The following is a 15,803-nucleotide window of genomic DNA, read 5'->3' as shown; positions in this document are numbered from 1 at the left end:
ACGTGTTGTACCTGATGAGGATTGCACCATGGCTTACAGCGAAAAGGTCATTGACCACTACGAGAACCCACGCAACGTCGGCAAGATGAACGCGGAAGACCCTGATGTCGGCACCGGCATGGTCGGCGCGCCGGCTTGCGGCGACGTCATGCGTCTGCAGATCAAAGTCAACGAGCAGGGCATCATTGAAGACGCCAAGTTCAAGACTTATGGCTGCGGCTCTGCCATTGCGTCTAGCTCCCTGGCCACCGAGTGGATGAAGGGCAAGACTCTGGATGAAGCAGAGACCATCAAGAACACTCAGCTGGCTGAAGAACTGGCCCTGCCGCCAGTGAAGATCCACTGCTCCGTGCTCGCTGAAGACGCTATCAAGGCGGCCGTTCGCGACTACAAGCAGAAGAAAGGCCTGCTCTAAGCAGAGCCTGTTCCGCTGCGTTAAGTAACTTGCGTGAGGTAAGGAGTTCCGATGGCTATCAGCATGACCGAAGCGGCCGCCAACCATGTACGCCGCTCCCTCGATGGGCGTGGCAAGGGTGACGGCATTCGTCTGGGCGTTCGCACGACCGGTTGTTCAGGCCTTGCATACGTGCTCGAGTTCGTCGATGAGCCGGAAAATGAAGACACGGTGTTCGAGTACCACGGCGTCAAGGTGATCATTGATCCCAAGAGTCTGGTCTATCTCGACGGCACCGAGCTCGATTTCGTCAAGGAAGGGTTGAACGAAGGCTTCAAGTTCAACAATCCCAACTCGCGCGGTGAGTGTGGCTGCGGCGAAAGCTTCAACGTCTGAGGCTAATTGTGGGTACTCCTTGTCACTTTGCTTTATTCGACCTGCAGCCTGGCTTCAATCTGGATCTCGACCTGCTGGCGACGCGTTACCGTGAGCTTGCCCGGAGCGTGCACCCCGACCGTTTTGCCGACGCCCCCGAGGCTGAGCAACGGGTTGCGCTGGAGCGCTCCGCCAGTCTGAACGACGCCTACCAAACGCTGAAGAACGCGCCGAAAAGGGCGCGTTATCTGTTGGCGCTGAAGGGCGAAGTTCCGCTGGAAGTCACTGTGCAGGATCCCGAGTTTCTGATGCAGCAGATGCAGTGGCGCGAAGAACTCGAAGATCTCCAGGACGAAGCGGATCTGGCAGGTGTCGCGGTATTCAAGCGCCGGCTGAAGGTTGCCCAGGAAGAACTGAACGAAAGCTTCGCGGCCTGTTGGGACGATGCTGCACAGCGTGAGCAGGCTGAAAGGCTGATGCGCCGCATGCAGTTCCTCGACAAGCTCTCCTACGAAGTGCGCCAGCTCGAAGAGCGCCTCGACGATTAACCCCGCGCCGTCCCTCTGGGGCGGCACGCCAGTGATATCAGAAAAGCAATGGCTCTACTGCAGATCGCCGAACCCGGCCAAGCTCCAAAACCTCATCAGCGTCGCCTGGCTGTCGGGATTGACCTCGGCACCACCAATTCGCTGGTGGCTGCCCTGCGCAGCGGCATCAGTGAGCCGCTTCCCGACGCAAACGGTCAGGTCATCCTGCCGTCTGCCGTTCGCTATCACGCCCATCGCGTCGAAGTCGGCCAGTCGGCCAAGGACGCTGCCGCGGCTGATCCGCTGAACACCATCATTTCCGTCAAGCGCCTGATGGGTCGCGGGATCTCCGATGTGAAGCATTTGGGTGGGCAATTGCCTTACCGCTTCACCGGTGGCGAGTCCCACATGCCGTTTATTGAAACCGTGCAGGGCCCGAAGAGTCCGGTCGAAGTGTCGGCCGACATACTCAAGGTGCTGCGCCAGCGCGCTGAAGAAACACTGGGTGGCGAGCTGGTCGGCGCGGTCATCACCGTTCCCGCCTATTTCGATGATGCCCAGCGTCAGGCCACCAAAGACGCCGCGAAGCTGGCGGGCCTGACCGTCCTGCGCTTGCTCAACGAACCCACTGCAGCTGCCGTGGCGTACGGGCTGGATCAGAACGCAGAAGGCGTGGTCGCCATTTACGATCTGGGCGGCGGCACCTTTGACATCTCGATCCTGCGCCTGACCGGCGGCGTGTTTGAGGTCATGGCCACCGGTGGCGACAGCGCGCTGGGCGGCGATGATTTCGACCACGCCATCGCGACCTGGATCATCGCTGAAGCCGGTCTGTCCGACGATCTCGATCCGGCTGCCCAGCGCCGCCTGATGCAAACGGCCTGTGCGGCGAAAGAAGCGCTGACCGACGCAGATTCCATCGACGTCGTCCATGGCGACTGGCAGGGCTTACTGACCCGCGCCGCATTCGATTCCCTCATCGAGCCAATGATCGCCCGCAGTCTTAAAGCGTGCCGTCGTGCCGTTCGTGATTGCGGCCTTGAGCTGGATGAAGTCGAAGCCGTGGTCATGGTGGGCGGTTCCACCCGTGTCCCGCGTGTTCGCGAAGCCGTTGCCGAGCTGTTCGGCCGTCAGCCGTTGACCGAGATCGACCCGGATCAAGTGGTCGCCATCGGCGCTGCGATCCAGGCCGATACTCTGGCAGGCAATAAGCGCGATGGCGGCGAGCTGTTGCTGCTCGACGTGATCCCGTTGTCCCTGGGGCTGGAAACCATGGGTGGCCTGATGGAGAAAGTCATTCCGCGCAACACCACGATCCCGGTGGCCCGCGCCCAGGAATTCACCACATATAAAGACGGCCAGTCGGCCATGATGATTCACGTGCTGCAAGGCGAGCGTGAACTGATCAGCGACTGCCGTTCACTGGCGCGCTTCGATCTGCGTGGTATTCCCGCGATGGTCGCCGGCGCTGCGAAAATCCGCGTGACCTTCCAGGTCGACGCCGATGGCTTGCTCAGCGTGTCCGCCCGCGAGCTGGCTTCGGGCGTTGAGTCGAGCATTCAGGTCAAGCCTTCGTATGGCCTGACTGATGGTGAAATCACCCGCATGCTCAAGGATTCGTTCCAGTACGCCAGTGATGACATGGTGGCTCGCGCGCTGCGTGAACAGCAGGTCGACGCCCAGCGTTTGCTCGAAGCCGTCGAAGGCGCGTTGCAGGCCGATGGCGATCGCTTGCTCGATGCCGAAGAGCGCATGGTCATAGACCTGCAGATGGAAGAACTTCGTGAATTGATGAAGGGCAATGACGGTCCGGCCATCGAGCTGCAGACCAAGCGTCTGTCGCAGGTGACTGATGCGTTCGCTGCCCGCCGCCTGGACTCGACGGTGAAAGCCGCGTTGGCAGGGCGCAACCTGAATGAGATTGAGGAATAACTGATGCCGCAGGTTACATTTCTGCCACATGCCGAGCATTGCCCGGACGGGATGGTTGTCGAGGCCGAAGTCGGCAAGTCGATTCTGGAACTCGCCCACGATCACCACATCGAGATAGAAAGCGCATGCGGCGGCGTCTGCGCCTGCACCACGTGCCATTGCATCATTCGTGCGGGGTTCAACTCCCTCGAAGAAGCGGACGAGCTGGAAGAGGACTATCTTGATCGTGCGTGGGGTCTGGAAGCGCAGTCCCGTCTGGCCTGCCAGGCCAAGGTCGGCACGGAAGACCTGACCGTCGAGATCCCGAAATATTCGCTTAACCACGCTGCCGAAGCGCCGCACTGATCGAGAAGCTGTCATGAGTTACGGTTGGAATGACGTACAACGCATCGCTGAAGAACTCGCCGAGACTCATCCCGGCGTTGACCCTTATTCAGTAGGGTTTACCAAGCTGCAACAGATGATCAAGCTGCTCCCGGATTTCGACGACACCTCTGGCCGCGTCGGCGAGAAAGTCCTCGAGGCAGTCCAGACGCTCTGGGCCGACGAAATCGACTGATCAAATTTGCACGTTAGGCAATAACATCAAACCCGCGTATAATTCGCGGGTTTAATTTTTCGCAATAATCACTGCTTCTGGAGTTACACCATGGCTGTTCAACGTACTTTCTCGATCATCAAGCCTGATGCTGTTGCCAAAAACGTCATCGGCGAGATCACCACCCGTTTCGAAAAAGCCGGTCTGCGCGTTGTCGCTTCGAAACTGAAGCAACTGTCCAAAGCCGAAGCAGAAGGTTTCTACGCTGAGCACAGCGCCCGTGGTTTCTTCGGTGATCTGGTCGCATTCATGATCTCCGGCCCGGTTGTCGTGCAGGTTCTGGAAGGCGAAAACGCTATCGCTCTGAACCGCGAGCTGATGGGCGCTACCAACCCTAAAGAAGCTGCTGCCGGCACCATCCGTGCTGACTTCGCTGATTCCATCGATGCCAACGCTGTTCATGGCTCCGACTCCGAAGCCGCTGCTGCTCGTGAAATCTCGTACTTCTTCGCTGCTACCGAGGTAACCACTCGCTAAGCTATCGCTGCGAGTGAGGGTGAATCCATGACTGAATCAACTGGCAAAATCAACCTGTTGGGTCTGACCCGGCTGGAAATGGAAAAATTCTTCGAGTCTATCGAGGAGAAACGCTTCCGCGCCGGTCAGGTCATGAAGTGGATTCACCATTTTGGCGTCGATAACTTCGACGCCATGACGAACGTCGGCAAGGCCCTGCGCGAGAAGCTGCAGAGCCGGGCCGAAATTCGGGGTCCTGAAGTCGTCAGCGAGGACATCTCCACCGACGGCACCCGCAAGTGGGTCGTCCGTGTCGAGTCCGGCAGCTGCGTCGAGACCGTCTATATTCCGCAAGGCAAGCGCGGCACGCTCTGTGTCTCGTCCCAGGCGGGTTGTGCGCTGGATTGCAGTTTCTGTTCCACCGGCAAACAAGGCTTCAACAGCAACCTCACCGCCGCCGAAGTCATCGGGCAGGTGTGGATTGCCAACAAATCTTTCGGCAGTGTCCCTGCTACCGTCGACCGTGCCATCACCAATGTGGTGATGATGGGGATGGGCGAGCCATTGCTGAACTTCGACAATGTCATTGCCGCCATGCATCTGATGATGGATGACCTGGGGTATGGCATTTCCAAGCGCCGGGTGACGCTGTCCACCTCCGGCGTGGTGCCGATGATCGATGAGCTGTCCAAGCACATCGACGTCTCGCTGGCTCTTTCGCTGCACGCGCCCAATGACGCGCTGCGAAACCAGCTGGTGCCGATCAATAAAAAGTACCCCCTGAAGATGCTCCTCGAGTCCTGCCGCAATTACATGTCTGCGTTGGGCGAAAAGCGCGTGCTGACTATCGAGTACACGCTGCTCAAGGACATCAACGACAAGCCTGAGCACGCGATCGAGATGATCGAGCTGCTCAAGGACACGCCTTGCAAGGTCAACCTGATCCCGTTCAATCCGTTCCCGCATTCGGGTTATGAACGCCCCAGCAACAACGCAATCCGTCGTTTCCAGGATCTGCTGCATCAAGCCGGCTTCAACGTCACCGTGCGTACGACGCGCGGTGAGGACATCGATGCTGCCTGCGGCCAGTTGGTCGGGCAGGTAATGGACCGCACCCGTCGCAGCGAGCGTTATATTGCTGTGCGGGAGCTGAGTGCCGATGCCGACGTGGTGCAGGTCGCTTCCGCTCGCAATTGAATGCGAATTTGACTGAGAGGATCTCTATGTCCCTGCGCGTTGCGCTGCAGCTCTGTTTTGCCACGCTGCTGGTCGGTTGTGTGTCCACCGGCAACGTCGATCCGCTGAGTACCAGCAAGGGGCGTGAGGAAGCTCGTCAGGCTTACGTGCAATTGGGGTTGGGTTATCTTCAGCAAGGCCAGATGGAGCGTGCGAAGGCACCTCTGAAAAAAGCGCTTGAGCTGAACAGCTCCGATGCGGACGCCAATGCCGCGCTGGCCCTGGTGTTTCAGGCCGAGATGGAACCGGAACTGGCGAACCAGTATTACGAAAAAGCGTTGTCGGCACGTTCCAAAGACGCGCGAATCCTCAATAATTACGGCAGCTTTCTCTACCAGCAAAAGCGTTACAAGGAAGCTTACGAGCGCTTCGAGCAGGCCGCCGAGGATAACCTCTACGCCGAGCGCGCCCGGGTGTTCGAAAACCTCGGCATGACCGCGCTGATGCTGGGTGATCGCGTCACCGCCCGTGAGCACTTCGACAAAGCGCTGCGTCTTGACCGTCAGCAGCCACGTGCGTTGCTGGAAATGGCTGAGTTGTCGTACGAAGACAGGCATTATGTGCCGGCGCGCGATTACTACGAGCGTTTCAGCCAGTTGAGCGAGCAGAATGCGCGGAGCCTGTTGCTCGGCACGCGGCTGGCGAAGGTTTTTGATGATCGCAACAAGGCAGCCAGTTACGGGTTGCTTCTAAAAAGACTCTATCCCGGTACGCCGGAATATCAGCAATACCTGTCGGAGCAATGATGAAAGCGGCGCATCCCGAAGTTGTAGCAGCCACTCGCACGAACCCAGGCGAAACATTGCGACAGGCCCGCGAAAGCAAGAACTGGTCGCTGCCAGATGTGGCGTTGAGGCTCAACCTCACCGTGACCTCCCTGACTAACCTGGAAGCGGGCGATTTCGACAAGCTCCCCGGCCATACCTTTGCCCGCGGCTATGTCCGCGCCTACGCCAAGCTGCTGGACCTTGATCAAGCTGCATTGGTCAGTGCGTTCGATCAGTACACCGGCACCGACGGCAAGGGCAGCAGCGTTCATGCGCTGGGCCGAATCGAAGAGCCCGTACGTCTGTCTCACAATATTCTGCGCATTGTCAGCCTCTTGCTGCTCATCGCATTGATCGGCGGCGGCTTCGTGTGGTGGCAGGATCAGGCCACGCTGCGCGGCAAGGAACCGACCAATCTGGGGATGGAGCACGTCGAAGTCGAAAGCGCCGACGGCACCACCCAGATCCATCCGCTCGACGAGCCTGAAGATCAAGCTGTCGCTCAAGGCCAGACCGCGCTGCCGTTGAATAACGCCGAGCCTGCTTCCGCACCTGAAGCCCCTGCTTCATCCAGCAGCGCGTCCAGCAGCACGGGCACCGTTGCAGCCGCTGTTGTTCCCCACAGCACATCAACCACCGCACCGGTAACGCCTGCGCATACCGCGTCGACGCCAACCGCGCCGGTCACCACCGTAGCGCCAACACCGGCGACCACCGCACCCGTCAACACCGCCCCGAGCACGACGGCCGACTCTGCGCCCGTTCCGGCAGGTGCCGGTCGCGTGCAGGTGCAGTTTGTGAATGATTGCTGGACTCAGGTCACCGATGGCAACGGCAAAGTGCTGATGAGCGGTCTCAAGAAAAAAGGCGACACCCTCGATGTCAACGGCAAGCCGCCTCTGACCCTGCGCCTGGGCTTCGCTCGCGGCGCGCAGGTGAGCTACAACGGTCAGCCGGTTGATGTGGCACCTTTCACCAGTGGCGAAACTGCTCGCCTGAAGCTAGGGCAATAAGTCATGCACGGCGAATCTCCGATCAAACGTCGCGAATCTCGTAAAATCTGGGTCGGCTCGGTGCCGGTCGGTGGCGATGCCCCGATCGCAGTGCAGAGCATGACCAACAGCGACACCAATGACGTCGCGGCCACCGTGGCACAGATCAACCGCCTGGAAGCTGCTGGCGTCGACATCGTGCGCATCTCGGTGCCGGACATGGACGCTGCCGAGGCCTTCGGCCGTATCAAGCAGTTGGTCAAGGTCCCGCTGGTTGCCGACATCCACTTCGATTATAAAATCGCCCTGCGCGTTGCCGAGTTGGGCGTCGATTGCCTGCGGATCAACCCGGGCAATATCGGCCGTGAAGACCGCGTCCGTGCGGTGGTCGAGGCGGCCCGTGATCGCGGAATTCCGATCCGCATCGGCGTCAACGCCGGTTCGCTGGAAAAAGACCTGCAGAAGAAGTACGGCGAGCCAACGCCTGCTGCCTTGGTCGAGTCCGCGCTGCGTCATGTCGAGCATCTGGACCGTCTGGATTTCCAGGACTTCAAGGTCAGCGTCAAGGCCTCCGATGTGTTCATGGCGGTTGAGGCTTATCGCCTCCTGGCCAAGCAAATCGTCCAGCCGTTGCACCTGGGTATCACTGAAGCGGGCGGTTTGCGTTCAGGCACAGTGAAATCGGCCGTCGGCCTAGGTATGCTGCTCGCCGAAGGGATCGGCGATACCATTCGGATTTCGCTGGCTGCCGATCCGGTTGAAGAGGTGAAGGTCGGTTACGACATCCTCAAGTCGCTGCGCCTGCGTTCCCGTGGCATCAACTTCATCGCCTGCCCGAGCTGCTCGCGGCAGAATTTCGATGTGGTCAAAACCATGAACGAGCTTGAAGGGCGCCTTGAAGATTTGCTGGTCCCGCTGGATGTTGCGGTGATCGGTTGCGTGGTGAACGGTCCCGGCGAGGCGAAAGAAGCCCACGTCGGTCTGGCCGGTGGCACGCCGAACCTGATCTACATCGATGGCAAGCCGGCGCAAAAGCTGACAAATGACAATCTGGTGGATCAGCTTGAACGCTTGATCCGTCAGAGAGCGGCCGAAAAGGTCGAGGCCGACGCAGCGTTGATCGCGCGCGGCTAACCCAGTTTCCAAGGAATATTTGTGAGTAAGTCTCTGCAAGCCATTCGTGGCATGAACGACATTCTGCCGGATCAGACGCCGCTGTGGCGCTACTTCGAAGGAACCGTTTCGCGTTTGCTGGATAACTATGGTTATCGCCAGATCCGCATGCCGATCGTCGAGTTCACCGACCTGTTCAAACGCTCCATCGGCGAAGTCACTGACATTGTCGAGAAAGAGATGTACACCTTCGCCGACCGCAATGGCGACTCTCTGACCCTGCGCCCTGAAGGCACAGCGGCCTGTGTGCGTGCGGTCCTCGAACACGGCATCACCGGCGGCGGTCAGGTGCAGAAACTCTGGTACATCGGCCCGATGTTCCGCCACGAGCGTCCACAAAAAGGCCGTTATCGTCAGTTTCACCAGATCGGCGTCGAGGTGTTCAACCTCGATGGTCCGGACATCGATGCCGAGCTGATCGTGTTGACCTGGCGCCTGTGGGGCCTGCTGGGTATCCGCAATGCCGTCAAACTGGAACTCAACAGCCTGGGCACCAGTGAAGCGCGCGGCCGTTATCGTGAAGCGCTGGTCGAGTATCTCTCGGCGCGTCACGAGCAACTGGACGAAGACAGCCAGCGCCGTCTGAAGACCAACCCGCTGCGTGTGCTCGATACCAAACACCCTGAAACCCAGGCTGTGCTGGTTGATGCACCCAAGCTGGCAGATTACCTGGACGACGAATCCCGGGTTCACTTTGAAGGCCTGAAGGCGCGTCTCGACGCGGCGGGCATCCCTTACGTGATCAACCCGAAGCTGGTTCGCGGCCTGGACTACTACAGCAAAACCGTCTTCGAGTGGGTCACTGACCAGCTCGGCGCTCAGGGCACTGTCTGCGCGGGTGGCCGTTACGACGGTCTGGTCGAGCAGATGGGCGGCAAGCCGACATCGGGCGTGGGCTTTGCCATGGGCATCGAACGTCTTGTGCTGCTGTTGGAAACCCTTGAGCAGATTCCAGAAGAGATCGCCCGTACTGTCGACGTTTACGTCTGCGCATTCGGCGAGGCCGCCGAGCTGGCAGCGCTGACGTTGTCCGAGCGCTTGCGCGATCAGGCGCCGAACCTGCGTCTGCAAGTCAATGCCGGGGCTGGCAGCTTCAAGAGCCAGTTCAAGAAGGCCGACAAGAGCGGCGCGCTGTACGCGCTGATCCTTGGCGACGAAGAGCTGGCGCGCAAGGAAGTGGGCGTCAAGCCGCTGCGTGGTCAGGGCGAGCAACAAAATATTGCCTGGGATGCTCTGTCCGAGCACCTGGCCACCTGCATCTCGCAGGGTTGAAGCTGATAAAAGCCGATTTAGCGAATAGGAGTATTGGGGTGTCGAGTACCGATGATGATGAGCTGGTTGCCGTAAAGGACTGGTGGCAGCGTAACGGCAAGCCTCTGGTGACCGGCGGCCTGCTGGCGGTGATCGTGGTGTTGGGCTGGCAAGGCTGGCAGCGCTATCAGACCAACCAGGCGCAAGGTGCTTCGGCGCTGTATCAGCAATTGCTGGAAACCGCACTGACGCCGAGCGGCCAGGCTGATGCAGGCCGTGTGGCCGAGATCGCCGGCAAGCTGAAGAGCGAATTCGGCGGCACTGCTTACGCTCAGTACGGCAGCCTGTTCGTGGCCAAGGTGGCCGTGGACACGGGCAAGCTGGATGATGCCGCGAACGAACTGAAATCCGTGACCGACAAGCCGGCCAACCCGCCCTTGGGTGAGATCGCCCGTCAGCGTCTGGCTCGCGTGCTCGCTGCACAGAGCAAGGCCGAAGACGCGCTGAAGCTGCTCGACGGTCAGGCCGACAAGTCTTTCGCGGCCAGCCGTGAAGAGCTGCGCGGTGACCTGCTGGTCCAGCTGGGTCGCACCGATGATGCCTATGCTGCATACAAAAAGGCCAAGGCGGCGCTTTCCGAAGAAGCGGCTGTTGGCGGTCTGCAAATGAAGCTCGACGATCTGGCGAAAGGGGATGCGTGACGTGATTCGTTGGAAACATGCAGCATTGCTGGCTCTGGCCATTCTGGCCGCGGGTTGCAGCAGCAACAGCAAAAAAGAGCTGCCTCCGGCAGAGCTCGTCGACTTCAAGGAAGAAGTGACCCTTCAGAAGTTGTGGAGCCGTTCCGTCGGTGACGGTCAGGGCGACATCTACAACATGCTGGTTCCGGCCATCGACGGCGAGAACATCTACGCTGCCGATGCGAACGGTCTGGTCATGGCGATCAATCGCAGCAACGGCGACGTGGTCTGGAAAAAAGAGCTTGAGCAACCGGTTTCCGGCGCCGTCGGCGTAGGTTTCGGTCTGGTCATGGTCGGCACCTTGCGTGGCGAAGTCATCGTCCTCGACGAAGCGACTGGCGAGCAGAAGTGGAAAGCCAAGGCGACCAGCGAAGTGCTGTCCGCGCCGGCTACCAATGGCAGTGTCGTGGTTGCCCAGACTCAGGATGACCGGGTTATCGGTTATGACGCCGTCACTGGCGATCAGCGCTGGATCTACGAGAGCGGTCCTGCGGTTCTAACGCTACGTGGCACCGGTGCACCGATTGCCACCCCTTCGCTGGCCATTGCAGGGCTGTCGACCGGCAAGGTCGTGGCGCTGGACATCAACAACGGCGTCCCGGCCTGGGAGCAGCGCGTTGCCGTTCCGACAGGTCGCTCCGAGCTTGATCGCGTGGTCGACATCGACGGCGGCCTGCTGCTTTCCGGCAACACGCTGTATGTAGCGACCTATCAGGGCCGCGTAGCCGGTCTGGAACTGCAAAGCGGCCGTGTGCTGTGGCAGCGTGATGCGTCGAGCTATTCGGGTGTGGCGCAGGGCTTCGGCAGCGTTTACGTCTCGCTGGCCAACGGCACCGTGGAGGGCATCGATGAGCGCTCTTCCACCGGTTTGTGGAGCAACGACTCGCTGGCCCGTCGCCAACTCGGCGCGCCGGAAGTGTTCTCCAGCTACGTCGCGGTCGGTGACATGGAAGGCTATCTGCACCTGCTGAGCCAGGTCGATGGCCATTTTGTCGCCCGTGAAAAGATTGACAGCGATGGCCTGCGTGCTCGCCCGCTGGTCTCCGGCAACACCCTTTACGTCTTTGGTAACAGCGGCAAGCTGGAAGCGCTGACGATCAAGTAGTGGCTGTCTATGCTTGAGGAGGCCGTGTTTTCGGCTTCCCCAGGCGGCCCCGCTTTCATGGGGCCTGCGACGCTTGGGCGTCGCTCCGAACTCCGGCCGCTGCCTTGCAGCGGCTTTTGTATTTTCTGAAATAACGAAGTGGAGAGCCGCATGGTTCCCGTAATCGCCCTGGTGGGTCGACCGAACGTCGGCAAGTCCACCTTGTTCAACCGCCTGACCAGGACTCGCGACGCCATCGTCGGCGACTTGTCCGGTCTGACCCGTGATCGCCAATACGGTGAGGCCAAGTGGCAAGGGCGCTCCTACATCCTGATCGACACCGGCGGTATCTCCGGTGACGAACACGGCATGGACGAAAAAATGGCCGAGCAGTCGCTGCTGGCCATCGAAGAAGCCGATGTCGTGTTGTTCCTCGTTGACGCCAAAGCAGGCTTCACTGCCGCCGACCAGATGATTGGCGAGCACCTGCGCAAGCGCAACAAGACGTCCTACGTCGTTGCCAACAAGGTCGACAACATCGACCCTGACATGGCCCGCGCCGAGTTTTCACCGCTGGGCATGGGTGATGCCATTCCGGTTGCCGGCGCTCACGGTCGCGGCATCACGCAGATGCTGGAAATCGCCCTGCGCGATTTCCCGAAAGACGCTGACGAAGTTGAAGAAGGCGAAGAAGAGGAAGTCGTCGCCGAAGGTCAGGAAGCCAAGCGCATTCCTGGTCCGAGCGAGAAGGACGGCATCAAGATCGCGATCATCGGTCGCCCCAACGTCGGCAAGTCGACGCTGGTCAACCGCATGCTCGGTGAAGACCGCGTTATCGTCTACGACGAGCCCGGCACCACCCGCGACAGCATCTATATCCCGTTCGAACGCAACGACGAAAAGTACACGCTGATCGACACCGCCGGTGTGCGCAAGCGCGGCAAGATTCACGAAGAAGTCGAAAAGTTCTCCGTGGTCAAAACCCTGCAGGCGATCAAAGACGCCAACGTGGTGATCTTCGTGATGGACGCCCGCGAAGGCGTCGTCGACCACGACCTCAACCTGCTGGGCTTTGCCCTTGAGTCCGGTCGGGCCCTGGTCATCGCGCTGAACAAGTGGGATGGCATGGTGCCGAGCGAGCGCGACTACGTGAAAGTCGAGCTGGAGCGTCGGTTGTTCTTCGTCGACTTCGCAGACATCCACTTCATCTCGGCGCTGCACGGCACGGGCGTGGGTAATCTGTATCAGTCGGTGCAGAACTCGTTCAAATCCGCTGTGACCCGTTGGCCGACCAGCCGCCTGACCCAGATCCTCGAAGACGCGGTCAGCGAGCACGCTCCGCCGATGGTGGGCAGCCGCCGCATCAAGCTGCGTTACGCCCACTTGGGTGGCGCGAACCCGCCGTTGATCGTGATCCACGGTAACCAGGTCGAGAAAGTGCCGAAGTCGTACGTCCGGTATCTCGAGAACACCTACCGCCGCGTGCTCAAGCTGGTCGGTACGCCGATCCGCATCGAGTTCAAGGGCGGCGAGAACCCGTACGAAGGCAACAAGAACACGCTGACCGACCGCCAGGTCAACAAGAAGCGTCGGATGATGTCGCACCACAAGAAGGCCGACAAGAAGCGCCGCGACAAGCGCTGATCGTGTAACGGTCTTTCTCGGAAAAGGCGCCAGTGGCGCCTTTTTTTGTGCGCGACATCTGGGCTATCCTGCGGGTCCCCGAGCCCTTCAGGTGTCGGGAGTGGAGCAGGAAAACCCCCATGATCACCAGCAAACTGCCGAACGTTGGCACCACCATTTTTACTGTGATGTCTCAGCTTGCCGCCGAAACCGGGGCGATCAATCTGTCTCAGGGTTTTCCCGATTTCGATGGGCCTGACGCACTGCGTGAAGCCCTTTGCCGCCGCGTTATGGACGGCAACAATCAATATGCGCCGATGGCCGGCCTGCCGGCATTGCGCGAGCAAGTCGCCGCCAAGATTGCCCGGTGCTACGGCCGTCAGGTCGGCATCGACAGCGAAATTACCATCACCCCCGGCGCCACCCATGCCATCTTCTGCGCCATTCAGACCGTCGTGAGCGCTGGTGATGAAGTCATCGTTTTCGACCCGTGCTACGACAGTTATGCGCCTTCGGTAGAACTGGCCGGCGGGCGCACCGTGCATGTGCAGCTGAAAGACGGCGACTTCGCCATCGACTGGGAAAAACTCAGCGCCGCGTTGAGCCCTCGCACCCGAATGATCGTCATCAACACGCCGCACAACCCCAGCGGCGCGCTGATCACCTGTGACGAACTGGATCGCCTGGCGGCATTGATCCGTGACCGGGATATTTATGTGCTCAGCGACGAGGTCTATGAACACTTGGTGTTCGACGGCCTGCAGCACGCCAGCGTACTGGCCCATGACGAACTCTATCAGCGCGCTTTTGTGGTCAGTTCGTTCGGCAAGACCTACCACGTCACCGGCTGGAAAACCGGCTACCTCGTAGCGCCGCCGGCACTGACCGCCGAAGCTCGGAAGATCCACCAGTTCGTCGCGTTCTGCGGCGTCACACCGCTGCAATGGGCCCTGGCCGATTTCATGGCGGCGCACCCTGAGCACGTCGACGAACTGCCCGCGTTCTATCAGGCCAAGCGCGACTATTTCTGCGATCGCCTGGAAGCCTCGCGTTTCACCTTCACGCGGGCCAGCGGCACCTACTTTCAGCTCGTTGATTATTCGCAGATCCGTCCGGACCTCAACGACGTCGACATGTCGCTGTGGATGACCCGCGAGCATGGCGTGGCAAGCATCCCCATTTCGGTTTTCTATCAGAATCCGCCCGAAGGCCAGCGCCTGATCCGGCTGTGCTTTCCCAAGCGTGAGGAGACGCTGCGTCAGGCAGCGGAAAAATTATGCGCGATCTGAGCACGCTGCCCAATCTGAACATAGCGTTGGTCCAGACCACGCTGGTCTGGCACAACGCCCCGGCGAACCACGCCCACTTCGAAGAGCTGCTGGCCCAGGCCAGGGGCGCGGATCTGGTGATCCTGCCGGAGATGTTTACCACCGGGTTTTCCATGGAGTCCGAGGCGCTGGCCGAGCCCGAAGACGGGCCGACTGCCAGGTGGATGCTGGAGCAGGCCAGGCAGCTGGATGCTGTGGTGACCGGCAGCGTGATCATTCGCGCTGGCGACGGTAGCCATCGCAACCGCCTGCTGTGGGCGCGGCCGGATGGCGAGCTGCTGCATTACGACAAACGCCATCTGTTCAGAATGGCCGGGGAGCACGAGCATTACAGCCCGGGCGAGCGCCAGGTGCAGTTTGAACTCAAGGGCTGGCGAATTCGTCCGCTGATCTGCTACGACCTGCGTTTTCCGGTGTGGAGCCGTGACGCCCACAATACCGATCTGCTCCTCTACACCGCCAACTGGCCGGGCGCTCGCCGTCTGCACTGGAACCGCTTGCTGCCGGCGCGGGCGATCGAGAACCTGTGCTACGTCGCGGCGGTGAATCGCGTTGGCATCGATGGCAAGGGCTTCGCTTATACGGGCGACAGCCAGGTGCTGGACTTCCAGGGCGAGAGCCTGCTGAACATTGGCGAGGCAGACGGCGTGTTTCAGGTCAGCTTGTCAGCGCAGAGCCTGGCCGCGTATCGCGAGAAATTCCCGGCCTGTCTCGACGCGGATACATTCGAGATACAGTAACGTCATAGAGTTAAGGGATGGGTGGTCGATAGCGGTTGTACCCAGACAGGAGACCCGTATGACCACCATTAACGCATCCTCATTGAGTTCCTACTCCAGCAGCTTCACTGTTGCGGTCAAGAAAGACCCCACGACTGAAGTAGCTGACAGCGACACCTCTACCACAACGGACGCTGCTTCAGCGTCTGCATCGACGACGACTGCTGCGGGTGGCGCTGGCGGTGCCGGTGGGGCAGGCGGCGCGTCTGATTCCTCCAGCACCAGCGAGCAGGCGATCGCGAAGCTGGAAGAGCAGATCAAGGAAACCCAGAAGCGCTTGCAGGAGCAGCAACAGCAACTCGCTGCGGCTCAGGCAAGTTCCGGCTCCGACGAGGAAAAGTCGGCGCGGGTGATGGCCATTCAGGGACAGATCTCGTCGTCTACCGCCAGCCTGGCCACGGAGCAGGCGGCACTCTTGCAGCTGCAGAAGTCCGGCAGTATCAATACCACCGCCTGATTCACTGATTTAGAGACAAAACCGCTCCATGACCTCGGTCGTGGGGCGTTCTTGTGCGTGACATAGGGTGGATGGGGAGGTGTCGCGTGTG

Annotated in this window: 18 protein-coding genes; all 18 read left to right on the top strand. The window is 60.2% G+C overall.

The window, feature by feature from the left end; all coding sequences use genetic code 11:
* The first annotated feature begins 28 nt into the window (after positions 1-28).
* The 18 genes from iscU (at position 29) to L4G42_RS03135 (ending at position 15,712) form a co-directional block, all read left to right on the top strand.
* Positions 29-415 (top strand): Fe-S cluster assembly scaffold IscU, encoded by a 387-nt coding sequence (iscU, locus tag L4G42_RS03220; protein ID WP_062383507.1) that lies wholly within the window; start codon positions 29-31, stop codon positions 413-415.
* 51 nt (positions 416-466) lie between these two features.
* Entirely contained in the window at positions 467-790 is a 324-nt protein-coding gene (gene iscA / locus L4G42_RS03215; protein ID WP_237251212.1) for an iron-sulfur cluster assembly protein IscA, read from the top strand.
* A gap of 8 nt (positions 791-798) precedes the next feature.
* Complete coding sequence (gene hscB, locus L4G42_RS03210) at positions 799-1,317, top strand: co-chaperone HscB (protein WP_237251211.1); 519 nt, start codon at positions 799-801, stop codon at positions 1,315-1,317.
* Between the two features lie 48 nt (positions 1,318-1,365).
* Positions 1,366-3,228, top strand: a complete 1,863-nt coding sequence (gene hscA, locus L4G42_RS03205; RefSeq protein WP_237251210.1) for a Fe-S protein assembly chaperone HscA — start codon at positions 1,366-1,368, stop codon at positions 3,226-3,228.
* Between the two features lie 3 nt (positions 3,229-3,231).
* A complete protein-coding gene (gene fdx / locus L4G42_RS03200; RefSeq protein WP_065990018.1) occupies positions 3,232-3,573 on the top strand; it encodes an ISC system 2Fe-2S type ferredoxin in 342 nt (113 codons plus the stop codon).
* A gap of 13 nt (positions 3,574-3,586) precedes the next feature.
* Positions 3,587-3,787 (top strand): Fe-S cluster assembly protein IscX, encoded by a 201-nt coding sequence (gene iscX, locus L4G42_RS03195; protein WP_237251209.1) that lies wholly within the window; start codon positions 3,587-3,589, stop codon positions 3,785-3,787.
* Between the two features lie 90 nt (positions 3,788-3,877).
* Positions 3,878-4,303 carry a nucleoside-diphosphate kinase gene (gene ndk, locus L4G42_RS03190; protein ID WP_007916882.1) on the top strand — a complete coding sequence of 142 codons (426 nt, stop codon included), beginning with the start codon at positions 3,878-3,880 and terminating at the stop codon, positions 4,301-4,303.
* Positions 4,304-4,330: 27 nt separating this feature from the next.
* The gene (gene rlmN / locus L4G42_RS03185) at positions 4,331-5,479 is read left to right on the top strand and encodes a dual-specificity RNA methyltransferase RlmN (RefSeq protein ID WP_237251208.1); all 1,149 of its coding nucleotides are present in this window, start codon (positions 4,331-4,333) and stop codon (positions 5,477-5,479) included.
* Between the two features lie 26 nt (positions 5,480-5,505).
* Positions 5,506-6,264, top strand: coding sequence for a type IV pilus biogenesis/stability protein PilW (gene pilW / locus L4G42_RS03180; protein ID WP_237251207.1), 759 nt, complete (start codon positions 5,506-5,508; stop codon positions 6,262-6,264).
* Complete coding sequence (locus L4G42_RS03175; RefSeq protein WP_237251206.1) at positions 6,264-7,298, top strand: RodZ domain-containing protein; 1,035 nt, start codon at positions 6,264-6,266, stop codon at positions 7,296-7,298. The genes pilW and L4G42_RS03175 overlap by 1 nt, the downstream gene beginning before the upstream one ends.
* Positions 7,299-7,301: 3 nt before the next feature.
* Entirely contained in the window at positions 7,302-8,411 is a 1,110-nt protein-coding gene (ispG, locus tag L4G42_RS03170) for a flavodoxin-dependent (E)-4-hydroxy-3-methylbut-2-enyl-diphosphate synthase (RefSeq protein ID WP_237260528.1), read from the top strand.
* A gap of 21 nt (positions 8,412-8,432) precedes the next feature.
* The gene (hisS, locus tag L4G42_RS03165) at positions 8,433-9,722 is read left to right on the top strand and encodes a histidine--tRNA ligase (protein ID WP_074886323.1); all 1,290 of its coding nucleotides are present in this window, start codon (positions 8,433-8,435) and stop codon (positions 9,720-9,722) included.
* A 38-nt stretch (positions 9,723-9,760) separates the two neighbouring features.
* Positions 9,761-10,402, top strand: a complete 642-nt coding sequence (locus tag L4G42_RS03160) for a tetratricopeptide repeat protein (protein WP_237251204.1) — start codon at positions 9,761-9,763, stop codon at positions 10,400-10,402.
* The gene (gene bamB, locus L4G42_RS03155; protein WP_237251203.1) at positions 10,395-11,546 is read left to right on the top strand and encodes an outer membrane protein assembly factor BamB; all 1,152 of its coding nucleotides are present in this window, start codon (positions 10,395-10,397) and stop codon (positions 11,544-11,546) included. The genes L4G42_RS03160 and bamB overlap by 8 nt, the downstream gene beginning before the upstream one ends.
* 150 nt (positions 11,547-11,696) lie before the next feature.
* Positions 11,697-13,169, top strand: a complete 1,473-nt coding sequence (gene der, locus L4G42_RS03150; protein ID WP_237259177.1) for a ribosome biogenesis GTPase Der — start codon at positions 11,697-11,699, stop codon at positions 13,167-13,169.
* 119 nt (positions 13,170-13,288) lie between these two features.
* Positions 13,289-14,437 carry a pyridoxal phosphate-dependent aminotransferase gene (locus L4G42_RS03145; RefSeq protein ID WP_237251201.1) on the top strand — a complete coding sequence of 383 codons (1,149 nt, stop codon included), beginning with the start codon at positions 13,289-13,291 and terminating at the stop codon, positions 14,435-14,437.
* Positions 14,425-15,216, top strand: coding sequence for an amidohydrolase (locus tag L4G42_RS03140; protein ID WP_237251200.1), 792 nt, complete (start codon positions 14,425-14,427; stop codon positions 15,214-15,216). The genes L4G42_RS03145 and L4G42_RS03140 overlap by 13 nt, the downstream gene beginning before the upstream one ends.
* Positions 15,217-15,274: 58 nt before the next feature.
* Complete coding sequence (locus L4G42_RS03135) at positions 15,275-15,712, top strand: hypothetical protein (protein ID WP_237251199.1); 438 nt, start codon at positions 15,275-15,277, stop codon at positions 15,710-15,712.
* Positions 15,713-15,803 lie beyond the last annotated feature (91 nt).

The organism is Pseudomonas petrae (genome assembly GCF_021728295.1).
GTDB lineage: Bacteria > Pseudomonadota > Gammaproteobacteria > Pseudomonadales > Pseudomonadaceae > Aquipseudomonas > Aquipseudomonas petrae.
This window is presented reverse-complemented; position numbering and strand designations above follow the sequence as displayed.